Raw genomic sequence first — 14,700 nt, forward strand, 5'->3', positions numbered from 1 at the left:
GCATATGATCGACAAAACATTTGCATCACTGGAGCGCGCCGTGGCTGACATCCACGACGGCGCGACGGTCATGATCGGCGGCTTCGGCAACGCCGGCATGCCGTCCGCGCTGATCGACGCGCTGATCGCGCAGGGCGCGCGCGACCTCACCATCGTCAATAACAACGCCGGTAACGGCGAAACGGGACTGGCCGCGCTGCTCAAGGCCAAGCGGGTGCGCAAGATCATCTGCTCCTTCCCGCGCCAGGCCGACTCCCATCATTTCGACGCGCTGTACCGCGCCGGCGAGATCGAGCTGGAACTGACCCCGCAAGGCAATCTGGCGGAACGCATCCGCGCCGCCGGCGCCGGCATCGGCGGGTTTTTCTCGCCGACCGGCTACGGCACGCTGCTGGCCGAGGGCAAGGAGACGCGCCTGATCGACGGCCGCCACTATGTGCTGGAATCGCCGATTCACGCCGACTTCGCGCTGATCAAGGCGTTGCGCGGCGACCGCTGGGGCAACCTGGTGTACCGCAAGACGGCGCGCAACTTCGGTCCCATCATGGCGATGGCGGCCAAGACCACCATCGCGCAGGTGCAGCAGGTGGTGGCATTGGGCGAGCTCGATCCCGAATCGATCATCACTCCCGGCATCTTTGTGCAGCGCGTAGTGAAGGAGGCTGTATGACGAACAAATATACCCGTGATCAGATGGCGGCCCGTGTGGCGCAGGACATTCCCGAAGGCGCTTACGTCAACCTGGGCATCGGCCTGCCGACGAAGGTGGCGGACCACCTGCCGGCCGAACGCGAAGTGTTCCTGCACAGCGAGAACGGCCTGCTGGGCATGGGCCCGGCGCCGGCGCCCGGCGAGGAAGACGAAGACCTGATCAACGCCGGCAAGCAGCCGGTGACGCTGCTGACGGGCGGTGCCTACTTCCATCACGGCGATTCCTTCGCCATGATGCGCGGCGGCCACCTGGACGTGTGCGTGCTGGGCGCCTTCCAGGTGGCGGCCAACGGCGACCTGGCCAACTGGCACACCGGCGCGCCGGATGCGATACCGGCCGTCGGCGGCGCCATGGACCTGGCGATCGGCGCCAAGCAGGTGTTCGTCATGATGGAGCACCAGACCAAGACCGGTGAGAGCAAGATCGTCAGCCAGTGCAGCTATCCGCTGACGGGCGTGGCCTGCGTCAACCGCATCTACACCGACTTGGCCGTGCTGGACGTGACGCCGGCCGGGCTGGCGGTGTGCGAGATGGCGCCTGGATTGACTTTTGAAGAGCTGCAAGCCGCTACCGGCGCGCCTTTGCTGTCATTGAAATAAGAGGGGACGAGATGAACGAAGCATATATCTGCGATGCGGTGCGCACTCCGATCGGCCGTTACGGCGGCGCGCTGAAGGACGTGCGCGCCGACGACCTGGGCGCCGTACCGCTGCGGGAACTGATGCGCCGCAATCCCGACGTGCAGTGGGACCAGGTGGATGATGTGATCTACGGCTGCGCCAACCAGGCCGGCGAAGACAATCGCAACGTGGCGCGCATGTCGGCGCTGCTGGCGGGGCTGCCGCAGGAGGTGCCGGGTTCCACCATCAACCGCCTGTGTGGCTCCGGCATGGACGCCATCGGCACGGTGGCGCGCGCGATCCAGGCGGGCGACGCTTGCCTGATGATCGCCGGCGGCGTGGAATCGATGACGCGCGCGCCTTTCGTCATGGGCAAGCCCGATGCGGCGTTCTCGCGCAACGCGTCGCTGCAGGACACTACGATGGGCTGGCGCTTCATCAACAAGGCGTTGAAGGAAGCCTACGGCGTGGAGACCATGCCGGAGACGGCGGAAAACGTCGCCCAGGATTATGGCGTCAGCCGCGCCGACCAGGATGCGTTTGCGCTGGCAAGCCAGAACAAGACCGCCATCGCCATCGCTGAAGGCATCTTCGCGCGCGAGATTGTGCCGGTATCGCTGCCTCAGAAAAAAGGCGATCCGCTGCTGTTCGCGCAGGATGAACATCCGCGCGCCACCACCATCGAGGCGCTGGCCAAGCTGAAAGGCGTTGTACGTCCCGAGGGCAGCGTCACCGCAGGTAATGCTTCCGGCATCAACGACGGCGCCTGCGCGTTGCTGATCGCCAGCGGCGACGCGGTCAAGCGACATGGACTGAAGCCGCTGGCGCGCATCGTCGGCATGGCGACGGCTGGTGTGGCACCGCGCGTGATGGGCATAGGCCCGGTGCCTGCGGTGCAAAAGCTGCTGCGCCAGACCGGCCTGACGCTGGAGCAGATGGACGTCATCGAACTGAATGAAGCCTTCGCCGCGCAGGGACTGGCCGTGTTGCGCCAGCTCGGCCTGCGGGACGACGATGGGCGCATCAATCCCAACGGCGGCGCCATCGCGCTGGGCCATCCGCTGGGCATGAGCGGCGCGCGCCTGGTGACCACCGCGACTTACCAACTGCACCGCAGCGGCGGCCGCTATGCGCTGTGCACCATGTGCATCGGCGTAGGGCAGGGCATTGCGATGATTATCGAAAGAGTGTGATTCAATGTAGTTTGTAGAGTAGTAGTGGAGACAAAAAATGTATAAAACAATTCAAACGAGGAGGCGGATATGCTAGCCAATTTCGCCGGTGTGCTGTTCGACGGCATCGCCTACGGCAGCCTGCTGTTCCTCATCAGCGTCGGCCTGTCGGTCACGATGGGCATGATGAACTTCATTAACCTGGCCCACGGCGCCTTTGCCATGCTGGGCGGCTATGTCAGTGTGACGGTGTTGTCCCGGCTGGGCGTACCGTTCCTGGCCTCGCTGCCGCTGGCCTTTTTGGCTTCCGCTGCGGCCGGGCTGGTGTTGGAGCGGGTGCTGTACCGCCGCCTGTACCGGGCCAGCCATCTGGACCAGGTGCTGTTCTCGATCGGCCTGACCTTCATGTCGGTGGCCGGTGCGACCTGGCTGTTCGGCCCATCGCAGCAGCCGGTCACGCTGCCGGACTGGCTGCGCGGGCAGGTCTCGCTGCTCGGCCTTGAGGTTGGCGCGTATCGCCTGTTCCTGATCGGCGTGGTGGTGCTGGTAACGCTGGCGTTGGGACTGCTGATCGAACGCACCCGTTTCGGCGCGCAGATCCGCGCATCGGTGGACAATCAAACCGCGTCCGCCGGCTTGGGCATCAATGTCGGCCTGGTGTTCAGCCTGACCTTCGCGCTGGGCTCCGGCCTGGCCGGGCTGGGTGGAGGCCTGGGTATCGATGTTCTGGGACTGGATCCGACTTTCCCGATCAAGTACATGGTCTACTTCCTGCTGGTGGTCGCCGTGGGCGGCGCCGGCACCATCAAGGGGCCGCTGCTGGCGGCGCTGATACTGGGCGTGTTCGACGTGGCAGGCAAATACTATGTGCCGCAGATTGGCGCCTTCGTCATCTATGGCTTGATGGTGGTGTTGTTGATCCTGTTCCCGGCAGGCCTGATCAGGAGGAAAGCATGAACGCCTTCGCCGATGCTGAAGTCAAACCGGCGCCCGTCGCCGTCAACAAGGTGCAGAGCATGAGCCTACTCCGTTTGCCCGACGACCGCTGGTCGCCGCTGGAAATCGCTTTCTGGCTGCTGCCGGTGGCCGCGTATTTCGCCTTCCCCGGTTACTTGGTGCTGATCAGCCAGATCATGATAGTCGGCCTGTTCGCGCTGTCACTGGATTTGATGCTGGGCTATGCCGGCATCGTTTCGCTGGGCCATGCAGCCTTTTTCGGCCTGGGCGCCTACACGGCCGGGCTGCTGTCGGTGCACGGCTGGAGCGAGCCGTTTAGCGGTTTGCTGGCCGGCGCCGTGGTGGCAGGCCTGTTCGGCTTCGTCATGTCCTTCCTGGTGGTGCGCGGCCAGGACCTGACGCGCTTGATGGTCACGCTGGGCATAGGCCTGATGTTGTTCGAGGCGGCCAACAAGGCCTCCTTCCTCACCGGCGGCGTGGATGGCTTGTCCGGCATGATGGTCGGTAAATTGTTTGGCGCTTTCGAATTCGATTTGAACGGCAATGTGGCTTACTGCTACAGCTTCGCCGTACTGTTCCTCGTGTTCGTGGTGCTGCGCCGGGTGGTGAAGTCGCCGTTCGGTTTGAGCCTGGTCGGCATCCGCGAGGGCGCGCGCCGCATGCCGGCACTGGGCGTGGACGTCAACCGTCGCCTGGTGGCCGTGTTCACGCTGGCCGCAACGGTGGCCGGCCTGGCCGGCGCGCTGCTGGCGCAGACCACGCAGTTCGTCGGGCTTGATTCGCTGGGCTTTCCGCGTTCGGCTGAGCTGTTGATCATGCTGGTGCTGGGTGGGACGGGCCGCCTGTACGGCGCGCTGGTCGGCGCCGCCGTGTTCATGCTGGCGCAGGACTACATCGCCGGCCTCAATCCGGCCTACTGGCAGTTCTATATCGGCCTGCTGCTGATGGTGATCGTGCTGTTCGCGCGCGGCGGCATCCTGGGCGGGCTGGAAAAGATGGCGTCACGTTTCAAACGGAAGGAGCAGGCATGAGCCAGGACATCACACTGCGCACCGAAGGCCTGACCAAGCGCTGGGGTCCGTTCGTCGCCAACAGCGATGTGAGCCTGACCTTCGAACCAGGTGCGCGCCACGCGCTGATCGGCCCCAATGGCGCTGGCAAGACCACCTTCATCAACCTGCTGACGGGTGGCTTCATGCCCAGCAGCGGCAAGGTCTACCTGGGCGGCGAGGACATCACGCACCTGCCGCAGCATCAGCGGGTACGGCGCGGCATGACGCGCACCTTCCAGCTCAACACCCTGTTCGCCGGCATGACGGTGCTGGAATCGGTGGCGCTGGCGATCTGCGAGCGGCGCGGCCTGCAATCGGTCTGGTACAAGACCGTGGCCAAGCACGCCGACGTGATCGACGAGGCGATGGCCCTGCTGGCCACGCTCAAGCTGACCGACCAGGCCAACAGCGTCACGCGCAGCATGGCTTACGGTAAGCAGCGGCTGGTGGAAATAGCATTGGCGCTGGCTACCAAGCCGCGCATCCTGCTGCTGGACGAACCGGCGGCCGGCATCCCGCAAGCGGAGAGCAAGGAACTGTTCGAAGTGCTGGCGCAGCTGCCGCGCGATGTGACGGTGCTGTTCATCGAACACGATATGGGATTGGTGTTCCGCTTCGCCGACCGCATCACGGTGCTGGTCGGCGGCAAAGTGCTGACCGAGGGCACGCCGGCGGAGATCGCAGCCGACCAGCGCGTCAAGGAAGTTTATCTGGGGGAGGCCGAACATGGCTGAATTACTGGCGCTCGATAAAGTCACCGCCGGTTATGGCGAGTCTATCGTGTTGGAAGATGTGTCGTTCACGCTGAACGAGGGTGACAGCCTGGCGCTGTTGGGCCGCAACGGCGTCGGCAAAACCAGCCTGCTGGTGACGCTGATGGGATTGACGCGGCTGCACGGCGGCGGCATCCGCTGGGCCGGCAGCGACATCGCGCGCATGCCCACGCACCGGCGCTCGCGCGCGGGCCTGGGCTGGGTGCCGCAGGAACGGCATATGTTCCCATCGCTGACGGTGGAAGAGCATCTGACGGTGGTGGCGCGGCCCGGCCGCTGGAACCTGCAAAAGATCTACGAGATCTTCCCGCGCCTGGCCGAACGCCGCGCCAACATGGGCAACCAGTTGTCCGGCGGCGAGCAGCAGATGGTGGCGATCGCCCGCGCGCTGATGACCAACCCGCGCATCCTGCTGCTGGATGAGCCGATGGAGGGCCTGGCGCCCATCATCGTGCAGGAGCTGGTGCGGGTGATACGGCGGCTGGTGCAGGAGGAGGGGATGTCGGTGATCGTGGTGGAGCAGCATGCGCGGCTGGCGTTGTCGCTGACCCAGCGGGCGATTGTGCTGGATCGTGGCCGCATCGTCCACGACTCGGACAGCGCCAGCCTGCTGGCCGACGGCGACAAGCTGGATCGCCTGGTCGCCGTGGCCTGAGACGGCGGCTGTTGAATTTTAGCTTGCGTCGCGCGCAACGTGCGCGCCGCTGCTCAGCGGCGCGCGGCTTTGTGCGTTGTTTTCCTGTACCAGCTTGGTCAGCAGTTCCATGAATTTCAGCTGTTCCGGGCCGCTGAGCGGCGCCAGAAGACGGCGTCGCAGACGCTGCGAACCGGGGACCAGATCGGCCAGCAGCTGTTCGCCGGCCGCAGTGATGGTCAGGGCGCGCTGGCGGCGGTTGGTTGGAATCACGGTGCGGTTGAGTAGTCCCTTTTCCTCCAGCCGCGCGCAGACGGTGGCGCCGGTGGACGTGTCGATGCCGCTGATGGCCGACAGCGACACCTGGTCGATGCCTGCGTGGCTTTCCAGGTTGCGCAGCATCGCATACTGGACCGGCGTCAGTTCTTCGCCCATTTCGTCGTAAAAAATCGACACCGAGATTTGCTGCGCACGGCGCAGCAAGTGACCCGGGTGTTCGTACAGGTTGGTCAGCTGACTCTCTGTTTGTGGCATGGCGTGCTCTCTGCTTGCGCGGTGTGGCACGGAACAAAAAAAGAATTCGTCCCGGCGGTTTACTTCATCGGTTTACGGTCTATACTTTACAACATTCAGTGCACTGAATATAAACTGAAAATCGAACAAGGAGACAAGATGTACCCAAAAAATACCTGGTACGTGGCCTGCACGCCGGATGAAATCGATGGCAAGCCGCTGGGTCGCCAGATCTGCGGCGAGAAGATCGTGTTTTATCGCGGGGCGGAGGGTAAGGTGGCGGCGGTGGAGGATTTCTGTCCGCACCGCGGTGCACCGCTGTCGCTGGGCTTTGTCCGCGACGGCCAGCTTGTGTGCGGCTATCACGGCCTGGAGATGGGCTGCGACGGCAAGGTGGTCAGCATGCCGGGCCAGCGCGTGCGCGGCTTCCCCTGCATCCGCAGCTATCCGGTGGAGGAGCGCTACGGCTTTATCTGGGTCTGGACCGGCGAACGCGAACTGGCCGATCCGGCGCTGATCCATCACCTGGAGTGGGCGGACAATCCTGAGTGGGCTTACGGCGGCGGGCTGTATCACATCAACTGCGAATACCGCCTGATGATCGACAACTTGATGGACTTGACCCACGAGACATATGTGCATGCGTCGAGCATCGGCCAGAAAGAGATCGACGAAGCGCCGGTCAGCACCCGGGTCGAGGGCGAAGAGGTGATCACCAGCCGCTACATGGAGAACATCATGGCGCCGCCGTTCTGGCGCGCGGCCTTGCGTGGTAATGGCCTGGCCGACGACGTGCCGGTGGACCGCTGGCAGATCTGCCGCTTCACGGCGCCCAGCCATGTGATGATCGAAGTCGGCGTGGCGCATGCGGGCAAGGGCGGCTACGACGCGGCGCCGGAGCACAAGGCGTCCAGCATCGTGGTCGACTTCATCACGCCGGAAAGCGAAACCTCCCACTGGTACTTCTGGGGCATGGCGCGCAATTTCAAGCCGGATGATGAGGAATTGACCGCCACCATACGCACCGGCCAGGGCAAGATCTTCGGCGAGGACCGGGAGATGCTGGAACTACAGCAGGCCAACATCCTGCGTCATCCCGAACGCAAGCTGCTGATGTTGAATATCGACGCCGGTGGTGTGCAGTCGCGCCGCGTGCTGGATCAGTGGCTGGAAAAGGAGCAGGACGCATGAGTACCGAACTGCTGCAAGTGCGGGTGGAACGCCGGCATGTGGAGGCCGAGGATATCTGCACCTATGAACTGGTCAGTGCCGACGGTGCGCCGCTGCCACCCTTCACGGCGGGCGCGCATATCGACGTCCACGTCGGAGCTGGTCTGGTGCGGCAGTATTCGCTCTGCAACCCGCCGCAGGAACGGCACCGCTACGTGATCGGCGTGCTGCGCGACCCGTCGTCGCGCGGCGGTTCCAAGGCTATGCACGAGGAAGTGCGGGCCGGCGCCACCCTGAACATCAGCGCGCCGAAAAACCACTTTCCATTGGTTGACGCCGAACGTAGCCTGCTGCTGGCGGGCGGCATCGGTGTCACGCCCATCCTGGCGATGGCGGAAGCATTGTCGGCGCGCGGCGCGGCGTTTGAGATGCACTACTGCGCGCGCTCGCCCGAACGCACCGCGTTCCGCCAACGCATCGCCGCCGCGCCGTTCGCGCCGCAGGTGCACTTCCATTACGACAGCGGCGACGCTGCGCAGAAGCTGGACCTGCCCGCGCTGCTGGCGCAACTGGACGGCAAGACGCACATCTCTTTTTGCGGCCCGGCCGGATTCATCGACCATGTCAAGGCCTCGGCCAAGGCGCATCACTGGCCGCAGGACCAGCTGCACCTCGAATACTTCGGCGCCGCAGCCGTGCCGTCCGCCGGCGGCGACCAGCCGTTCGAGGTGAAACTGGCCTCCAGCGGCAAGGTGTATGCCATCCCCGCCGACAGCACCGTGCTGCGCGTGCTGACCGATGCCGGCGTGTTCATTCCCGCTTCGTGCGAGCAGGGCGTGTGCGGCACCTGCCTGACGCGCGTGCTGGACGGCGTGCCGGACCACCGCGACTTGTACCTGGACGAATCGGAACAAGCCGCCAACGACCAGTTCACCCCTTGTTGTTCACGTTCCAAAACCGGCACGCTGCTGCTGGACCTATAAAAAAGGAGACACAATGCCAGGTCATATCAATCACCAACGCCGCCAACTGCTGCTGGGCGCCGCCGCCTTGTCGGCCGGAGTTTTGCCCGCTGTCGCCAACGCGGCTGGCGAACCGCTGAAAGTCGGGCTGATCGTGCCGATGTCCGGCCCGTTCGCTTCCACCGGCCGCCAGATCGAGGCGGCGGTCAAGCTGTACATGCGGCAGAACGGCGCCGGCGTCGCCGGCCGTCAGGTCGAGATCCTTCTCAAGGACGACGGCGGCCTGTCGCCGGATGTGACCAAGCGGCTGGCGCAGGAGCTGGTGTCGCGCGAAAAGGTGCAGGTGCTGGCCGGTTTCGGCCTGACGCCGCTGGCCTTCGCCGCCGCGCCGGTCGCCACCCAGGCCAAGGTGCCGATGATCGTGATGGCGGCCGCCGCGTCGGCGGTGCCGCAACGCTCTCCGTACATCGTGCGTACCGGCTTCACGCTGGCGCAGGTGACGGCGCCGATGGCGCAATGGGCGGTCAAAAACAAGATTAAAAACGCGGTGACCCTGGTCAGCGACTATGGACCGGGGCTGGACGCGGAGAAGGTATTCGTCAAGGGCCTGCTTGAAGGCGGCGGCAAAGTGCTCGACAGCCTGCGTGCGCCGCTGCGCAACCCGGACTATGCGCCGTTTCTGGCGCGGGTGCGGGACTTGAAACCGGATGCGCTGTTTGTGTTCGTGCCATCGGGCGAGGGCGCTGCGGTGCTGAAGCAGTTCACCGAGCGCGGCCTGGCCGCCTCCGGCATACGGCTGATCTGCACTGGTGATGTGCTGGACGACGACCTGATGGCCAGCATCGGTCCTGCCGCGGCAGGTGTGGTCAGCAGCCATCACTATTCGGCGGCCCATCCGTCGGCCGAGAACAAGGCGTATGTCGAAGCCTTCGGCAAGGCCAACCCGGGCATGCGGCCCAATTTCCATTCGGTCGGCGCCTACGACGGCATGCATCTGCTGTACCAGGCACTCAAGCAAACCAACGGCGACAGCGACGGCGACAAGCTGCTGGCGGCGATGAAGGGCATGGCATGGACCAGCGTGCGCGGCCCGGTCAGCATCGATGCCGCCAGCCGCGACATCGTGCAGACCGTGTACATCCGCAAGGCCGAAGCCAGCGCCGGTTCCTTCTACAACATCGAGTTCGACCAGGCCGACAAGGTCCGCGATCCGGGCGTGTAGCGGCGGACCTACAAGCCGGCGATGAAGCCGGCGACGGCCGACGCGAACAGCGCCGGCTGTTCGACCGCGCCCAGGTGCGATGCGTTGGGTAGTACGACCAATGCAGCGCCCTGGATGGCTTGTTGTACGGTCTCCGACATGCTGACCGGTGTGCCCTGGTCCAGCTCACCGGCGATGACCAGCGTCGGCACGGCGATGGCGCCCAGCCGTTCCGTGGTGTCGACTGTGCCGACCGCGTTGCAGCAGCCGATGTAGCCGGTGCTATCTGTACTGAGCAGGCGTCGGCGGAAGCGCGCGACCGTGGCTGCGTGCTCGGCGCGGAAGGCGTCGTGGAAGTAGCGTCCCATCACCGCGTCGGCGATTGCCGCGATGCCTTGCTCGCGCACGGTGACGATGCGCTGCTGCCAGGCTTCCCGCGCCGTTTCGGGATAGCGGGAGGTGGTGTTGCCCAGCACCAGGGCGCGTACCAGCGACGGATGGCGCAGCGCCAGCTCCTGGCCGACCATGCCCCCCATCGACAGTCCCACCCATACCACCGGCCCGGTATCGAGCTCGCGCAGCAGCGCCGCCACGTCGTCGGCCAGGTCGGCCATGCTGTACAAGCCTTGCGGTGCGGCGGAACCGCCGTGACCGCGATGGTCGTAGGCGATCACGCGGCAGTCCGCCGCCAGCTGGTTGGCCAGACTGTCCCACATCGTCAGGTCGCAGCCCAGGGCGTGGCTCAGCACCACCGTATGGCGCGGAGCCTTGCCGTTGCGTGGCTCGCGCACCGTGTAGTGCAGCGCGGGCTGGCCGGTGCTGCGGCCTTCGCGGCCGACGCCGGGATGGCTGGCGGCGGCCGGCGCCGACGGCTCCAGCGTGTAGCCGATTTGTGGTCCCACCTCGCGCAGGATTGCCATCGCATGGGCGAAAGCGGTGTTGGCGGCGGGGACGCCGGCGTAGATCGCAGACTGCATCAGCACTTCCTTCAATTCGTCCGGCGACAGGCGGTGTGCCGCATCGCCCAGCAGCGCGGCGCGCACATGCAGCTCGTATTCTTCCCAGCGGCCCAGCGCGATGGTGGTGGCGAGTACCATCGCGCGCCGCGTCTTCTGTTCCAGGCCAGGACGGCCCCAGATATCGTTCCACGCAAAGCGCGTGATCATGTTCTGGAACTCGGCGTTGAAGCTGTTGGCGTTGGCCAGGGATTTATCCACCCAGGCGTCGCCGAGGATGGCGCGGCGGTTGTGCAGTCCACGTTCGAAGTCGTGGTCGATGGGATCGAAGCTCATGCTGGTGTCCTGTGATGGAATGGAATGGAGTTCAGTGCGGCGATATCCTGGCGCAGGCTTTGCAGCTGCTGCTGTGCCAGACGCTGTGCCGGACCGGCGGCGGTGGCCGGATCGAACAGCGACGCCAGCGCGGCCGGGTCGACATGTTTGCGTAGCTGCTCGTCGGCCTGCACCGCATCGGCCAGCACTTCGGCCAGATTGCGTCCGACAGCCAACGCCTCGGCGCTCATTTGTTCCAGCAGGCTGTGGGCCGCCGGGCGGCCGATGGCGCCTGCCAGCCAGGCCGATGCAGCCTCGGCGAACACCAGTCCCTGCAAGGCATCGATATTGCGCAACATGCGCGCGGGATCGACATGCAGGCCGGCGAAGGCGTCGTTCAGCGCCTGCAATGCGCCGTGCGCGCTGAGGAACAGGCCTGGCCACTCCGCGAGTTCTGCCTGCCAGTTACCCAGGCCGCGCTCATGCTGTTGTCCCATGCTGGCCAGCAGCGCTGCGGCGTGCTGCGGCGTGCGCGTGGCGGCGGCCAGTGCGATCATCGCAGAAACCGGATTGCGCTTGTGCGGCATGGCGGAAGAACCGCCACGGCCATTGCCGGACGGTTCGGCCAGTTCGGCGATTTCGCCTTGCGCCATCAGGCTGATGTCGGTGGCGATCTTGCCCATGCTGCCGGTCAGTACCGCCACTTCCAATCCCAATCGTACCCATTCGTCGCGCTGCGTGTGCCAGGCCGCATCCGCCAGTTTCAGGCCCAGATCGGCGGCCACCAGCGCTGCCACGGCCGCGCCTTGCTCGCCCATCACGGCCAGCGTGCCGACCGCGCCGCCCAGCTGCAGTTGCAACGCGCGCGCGGCGCACTCGCGCAGGCGCGCGCGGGCCCGCACCAGCGGCGCCAGCCAGCCAGCGATCTTGAAACCGAAGCTGCTCACCTGCGCCGGCTGCATCAGCGTGCGCGCCAGCACCGGCGTCGCGGCATGCTGGTCCGCCAATTGCAGCAGGCGTCCGGTCAGGTCGTGCAGGCCGTCGTCGAGCAGTTGCAGGGCGTCGCGCGTGGCCAGCACCATGGCGGTGTCGATCACGTCCTGGCTGGTGCTGCCCCAATGGACGCGGGCGGCCGCCTCGGCGTCGTACAACGCCACGGTGCGCGTCAGTTCACGCACCAGCGGAATGGCCAGGCTGCCGGCGCGCCGGCCGGCGCTGACGATGGCCGGGATGTCGTACAGCTGCGCGTTACAGACGCCGGCGATGGCGCGCGCCGATTCCGGCGGCAGCATGCCTTGCCTGGCCTGGGCCTCGGCCAAGGCCTGTTCGAAGCGCAGCATGGCCTGCACGATCGCGGCGTCGTCGAAGACGGCGATCATGTCCGGCGTGGTGAGAAAGCTGTCGAAGATGGATACGCTCAAGAGAACTCCGCTGGCAGGTCAGACATAGTCGAAGAATACGGTCTCTTTTTCGGACTGCATCCAGATGTCCCAATGATAGACCCCCGGCGCGGTCTTGCGGGCGACCAGCGTAGGCCAGCGCGCGGCTGGCACCTGCCGCAATATCGCCGATTCGGCCAGTCCGCTATCGTCGTCCAGGAACACAGCGGTGAACTGGTGCTTGACCAGACCGCGCGCGAACACGGTGATGAAGGTGGCCGGCGCGCCGCTGACCGGCGCCGCGCATTGCGACAGGCGCAGGCTGAATTCTCCCTGTTCGCCGCTGGGCACACGGCGGAAGCCAGGCAGCGCCTGTGCCGCTTCCGCGCCGGCCGCTTCCGGTTGCCAGGCTTCGATCTGGGCGTCGTTGATCGGCGTGCCGTCGCCGTCGTAGATGGTGCCGCTGATGGTGATGGTGGGGGCCGTGGTTTCCAGCTGGCCGGCGGCGCTGGCGTCGGCCGCCCACTGCCAGGCTGCGTGAGAGAACGGTCCGATGGTCTGTGAGGTGGTGATGTGGCTCATGCCGTTAGCTCCTTAAATGCCCATGGGCGTGGCGTTGCGGCCGCGCAGCACGATGTCGAATTCATAGCCCAGCATCTTGTCGCTGTCGGTATGTTCCAGGCTGTAGCGTGAGATCAGGCGCTGGCGCGCGGCCAGGTCCTGGATGCTCTGGAAGATCGGATCGTAGTCGAACAGCGGATCGCTGGGGAAGTACATCTGCGTGACCAGGCGCTGCGCATACACGTTGCCGAACAAGGAGAAGTGAATGTGCGCCGGGCGCCAGGCCTTGTCGTGATTACCCCACGGGTAGGGGCCGGGTTTGATGGTGACGAAGCGGTAGCGGCCATCGTCGTCGGTCATCATCTTGCCGATGCCGTAGAAATTCGGATCGAGCGGCGCGTCGTGCTGGTCTTTCTTGTGCCAATAGCGGCCGGCCGAATTGCACTGCCAGACTTCCAGCAGCGAATTGCGTACCGGCTTGCCATCCTCGTCGACCACGCGGCCGGTGACGACGATCTTTTCGCCCAGCGGCGCTGCGTGTCCGTGCGCCGTCAGGTCCATATCGTTCGGCAGCAGGATGCGCGGCGACGCGATCACATTATCCTGCACCGGCTGGTCGGCGCGGATGCGCAGCAGCGGCTGGGTGGGGCCGCGCTTCAGCGTGGATTTGTAGGGCGGGTAGATCAGTTCCGGGTAGACGCCGGACGGAATGGCATCGAAGTTCAAGGCTGGCCTCCTGATGGTTGTTGTGTTGTGTGGAGACCATGGTAGGCAAGGCGGCGTGGCGTCACAATACGCGAAAGTTGGGTAACATCCGCTATGCGCACATTTTGTGCGATACTCGCACAAATCACTCAATTTCTGCCTTATGACCGCTGAAGACGACGTCCCAGCCCAGCGCGACCTGGTGGCTGGCCTGGAAAAAGGCCTGCTGGTGATCGCCGCTTTCGACCAGGAGCGCAGCCGCCTGAGCATCGCCGAAGTGGCCGAACGCACCGGCCTGACGCGGGCGGCGGCGCGCCGCTACCTGATCACGCTCACGCACCTGGGCTATATGCGGCATGAGAACAAGCTGTTCGCGCTGACGCCCATGGTGCTGCGGCTCGGCCAGTCGTACCTGCATTCGGCGCGCTTGCCGCGCATCGTGCAGCCCTTGTTATACCGGCTGGCCTATGCGCTGGGCGAGGCGGCATCGGTCGGCGTGCTCGATCACGATCAGCTGGTGTGCGTGGCCGCGGTCAGCGCCGGGCAGCTGGTGTCGGTCACGCTGCAGCCGGGTACCCGCGTGCCGGCCTACTGCACCGCCAACGGCCGCATATTGCTGGCGCACCAGCCGCAGCCGCAGATCGACGACTTCCTGGAACGCGCGCAGCCGGAACGGATCACCGAGCACACCATCGTCGGCAAGGAGCGCCTGGCGTTGGAGATCGCCCGCGCCCGCGCGCAAGGCTATGCACTGGTGGACCAGGAACTGGAACTGGGCTTGCGCACCATCGCCGTGCCGTTGAAGAATTTTCGCGGCGAGGTGGTGGCGGCGATGAACATCAGCGTCCACGCCGGCCGCATGCCGCGCGAGCAGATGGTGGAGCGCTGCCTGCCGGCGCTGATCAAAATACAGGTCGAATTGAACGCATTGTTGTAAAGCGATGCGCGAGCCGGTTGCGGTGTCATTGCAAATGAGCAATACTACTTCAATCAGATGCATCGATCGACCTGAGTTATA

At 65.3% G+C, this 14,700-nt stretch carries 16 protein-coding genes; 11 read left to right on the forward strand and 5 right to left on the reverse strand.

The genetic code is table 11. The features are described 5' to 3' along the window. Positions 1-4: 4 nt before the first annotated feature. From D0T21_RS05240 to D0T21_RS05270, 7 genes are all read left to right on the forward strand, one after another. A complete protein-coding gene (locus tag D0T21_RS05240) occupies positions 5-670 on the forward strand; it encodes a 3-oxoacid CoA-transferase subunit A (RefSeq protein ID WP_116988975.1) in 666 nt (221 codons plus the stop codon). Next, positions 667-1,311 (forward strand): CoA transferase subunit B, encoded by a 645-nt coding sequence (locus D0T21_RS05245; RefSeq protein ID WP_116988977.1) that lies wholly within the window; start codon positions 667-669, stop codon positions 1,309-1,311. Before D0T21_RS05240 ends, D0T21_RS05245 begins: the two co-directional genes overlap by 4 nt. An 11-nt stretch (positions 1,312-1,322) precedes the next feature. Then, positions 1,323-2,525 (forward strand): 3-oxoadipyl-CoA thiolase, encoded by a 1,203-nt coding sequence (pcaF, locus tag D0T21_RS05250; protein WP_116988979.1) that lies wholly within the window; start codon positions 1,323-1,325, stop codon positions 2,523-2,525. Between the two features lie 69 nt (positions 2,526-2,594). Then, a complete protein-coding gene (locus D0T21_RS05255) occupies positions 2,595-3,461 on the forward strand; it encodes a branched-chain amino acid ABC transporter permease (RefSeq protein ID WP_116988981.1) in 867 nt (288 codons plus the stop codon). Further along, a complete protein-coding gene (locus D0T21_RS05260; protein WP_116988983.1) occupies positions 3,458-4,492 on the forward strand; it encodes a branched-chain amino acid ABC transporter permease in 1,035 nt (344 codons plus the stop codon). The genes D0T21_RS05255 and D0T21_RS05260 overlap by 4 nt, the downstream gene beginning before the upstream one ends. Then, positions 4,489-5,247, forward strand: coding sequence for an ABC transporter ATP-binding protein (locus tag D0T21_RS05265; RefSeq protein WP_116988985.1), 759 nt, complete (start codon positions 4,489-4,491; stop codon positions 5,245-5,247). Before D0T21_RS05260 ends, D0T21_RS05265 begins: the two co-directional genes overlap by 4 nt. Continuing rightward, positions 5,240-5,941, forward strand: a complete 702-nt coding sequence (locus tag D0T21_RS05270) for an ABC transporter ATP-binding protein (protein WP_116988987.1) — start codon at positions 5,240-5,242, stop codon at positions 5,939-5,941. The genes D0T21_RS05265 and D0T21_RS05270 overlap by 8 nt, the downstream gene beginning before the upstream one ends. Positions 5,942-5,959: 18 nt before the next feature. Here the strand turns inward: D0T21_RS05270 and D0T21_RS05275 are convergent, their stop codons facing one another. Further along, positions 5,960-6,454, reverse strand: coding sequence for a MarR family winged helix-turn-helix transcriptional regulator (locus D0T21_RS05275; protein ID WP_116988989.1), 495 nt, complete (start codon positions 6,452-6,454; stop codon positions 5,960-5,962). Positions 6,455-6,592: 138 nt separating this feature from the next. Here D0T21_RS05275 and D0T21_RS05280 point away from each other — a divergent pair, with 138 nt between their 5' ends. The 3 genes from D0T21_RS05280 to D0T21_RS05290 are packed head-to-tail and all read left to right on the forward strand — an operon-like array spanning position 6,593 to position 9,787. Beyond that, a complete protein-coding gene (locus D0T21_RS05280) occupies positions 6,593-7,624 on the forward strand; it encodes an aromatic ring-hydroxylating dioxygenase subunit alpha (RefSeq protein ID WP_116988991.1) in 1,032 nt (343 codons plus the stop codon). Continuing rightward, positions 7,621-8,586: a PDR/VanB family oxidoreductase gene (locus D0T21_RS05285; RefSeq protein WP_116988993.1), complete on the forward strand. Its 966-nt coding sequence runs from the start codon at positions 7,621-7,623 to the stop codon at positions 8,584-8,586. Before D0T21_RS05280 ends, D0T21_RS05285 begins: the two co-directional genes overlap by 4 nt. A 13-nt stretch (positions 8,587-8,599) precedes the next feature. Beyond that, complete coding sequence (locus tag D0T21_RS05290) at positions 8,600-9,787, forward strand: ABC transporter substrate-binding protein (RefSeq protein ID WP_116988995.1); 1,188 nt, start codon at positions 8,600-8,602, stop codon at positions 9,785-9,787. A gap of 8 nt (positions 9,788-9,795) precedes the next feature. On the opposite strand, the gene pcaD is transcribed toward D0T21_RS05290, so the two are convergent. The 4 genes from pcaD to pcaH are packed head-to-tail and all read right to left on the reverse strand — an operon-like array spanning position 9,796 to position 13,703. Beyond that, complete coding sequence (gene pcaD, locus D0T21_RS05295) at positions 9,796-11,058, reverse strand: 3-oxoadipate enol-lactonase (RefSeq protein ID WP_116988997.1); 1,263 nt, start codon at positions 11,056-11,058, stop codon at positions 9,796-9,798. Then, positions 11,055-12,458, reverse strand: a complete 1,404-nt coding sequence (gene pcaB / locus D0T21_RS05300) for a 3-carboxy-cis,cis-muconate cycloisomerase (protein WP_116989000.1) — start codon at positions 12,456-12,458, stop codon at positions 11,055-11,057. Before pcaB ends, pcaD begins: the two co-directional genes overlap by 4 nt. Before the next feature lie 18 nt (positions 12,459-12,476). Then, positions 12,477-12,998: a protocatechuate 3,4-dioxygenase gene (locus D0T21_RS05305; RefSeq protein WP_116989002.1), complete on the reverse strand. Its 522-nt coding sequence runs from the start codon at positions 12,996-12,998 to the stop codon at positions 12,477-12,479. 12 nt (positions 12,999-13,010) lie between these two features. Further along, positions 13,011-13,703, reverse strand: a complete 693-nt coding sequence (gene pcaH / locus D0T21_RS05310; RefSeq protein ID WP_116989005.1) for a protocatechuate 3,4-dioxygenase subunit beta — start codon at positions 13,701-13,703, stop codon at positions 13,011-13,013. Positions 13,704-13,845: 142 nt separating this feature from the next. Here pcaH and D0T21_RS05315 point away from each other — a divergent pair, with 142 nt between their 5' ends. Further along, a complete protein-coding gene (locus D0T21_RS05315) occupies positions 13,846-14,619 on the forward strand; it encodes an IclR family transcriptional regulator C-terminal domain-containing protein (RefSeq protein ID WP_116989007.1) in 774 nt (257 codons plus the stop codon). The last annotated feature ends 81 nt before the right edge of the window (positions 14,620-14,700 follow it).

It is taken from the genome of Duganella sp. BJB476 (assembly GCF_003416895.1).
Taxonomy (GTDB): domain Bacteria; phylum Pseudomonadota; class Gammaproteobacteria; order Burkholderiales; family Burkholderiaceae_D; genus Rugamonas.

Bases quoted from the DNA above. Each gene is read 5' to 3' on its own strand.
- D0T21_RS05240 (WP_116988975.1), top strand. From the start codon at position 5: ATGATCGACAAAACATTTGCATCACTGGAGCGCGCCGTGGCTGACATC.
- D0T21_RS05245 (WP_116988977.1), top strand. From the start codon at position 667: ATGACGAACAAATATACCCGTGATCAGATGGCGGCCCGTGTGGCGCAG.
- pcaF (WP_116988979.1), top strand. From the start codon at position 1,323: ATGAACGAAGCATATATCTGCGATGCGGTGCGCACTCCGATCGGCCGT.
- D0T21_RS05255 (WP_116988981.1), top strand. From the start codon at position 2,595: ATGCTAGCCAATTTCGCCGGTGTGCTGTTCGACGGCATCGCCTACGGC.
- D0T21_RS05260 (WP_116988983.1), top strand. From the start codon at position 3,458: ATGAACGCCTTCGCCGATGCTGAAGTCAAACCGGCGCCCGTCGCCGTC.
- D0T21_RS05265 (WP_116988985.1), top strand. From the start codon at position 4,489: ATGAGCCAGGACATCACACTGCGCACCGAAGGCCTGACCAAGCGCTGG.
- D0T21_RS05270 (WP_116988987.1), top strand. From the start codon at position 5,240: ATGGCTGAATTACTGGCGCTCGATAAAGTCACCGCCGGTTATGGCGAG.
- D0T21_RS05275 (WP_116988989.1), bottom strand. From the start codon at position 6,454: ATGCCACAAACAGAGAGTCAGCTGACCAACCTGTACGAACACCCGGGT.
- D0T21_RS05280 (WP_116988991.1), top strand. From the start codon at position 6,593: ATGTACCCAAAAAATACCTGGTACGTGGCCTGCACGCCGGATGAAATC.
- D0T21_RS05285 (WP_116988993.1), top strand. From the start codon at position 7,621: ATGAGTACCGAACTGCTGCAAGTGCGGGTGGAACGCCGGCATGTGGAG.
- D0T21_RS05290 (WP_116988995.1), top strand. From the start codon at position 8,600: ATGCCAGGTCATATCAATCACCAACGCCGCCAACTGCTGCTGGGCGCC.
- pcaD (WP_116988997.1), bottom strand. From the start codon at position 11,058: ATGAGCTTCGATCCCATCGACCACGACTTCGAACGTGGACTGCACAAC.
- D0T21_RS05305 (WP_116989002.1), bottom strand. From the start codon at position 12,998: ATGAGCCACATCACCACCTCACAGACCATCGGACCGTTCTCTCACGCA.
- D0T21_RS05315 (WP_116989007.1), top strand. From the start codon at position 13,846: ATGACCGCTGAAGACGACGTCCCAGCCCAGCGCGACCTGGTGGCTGGC.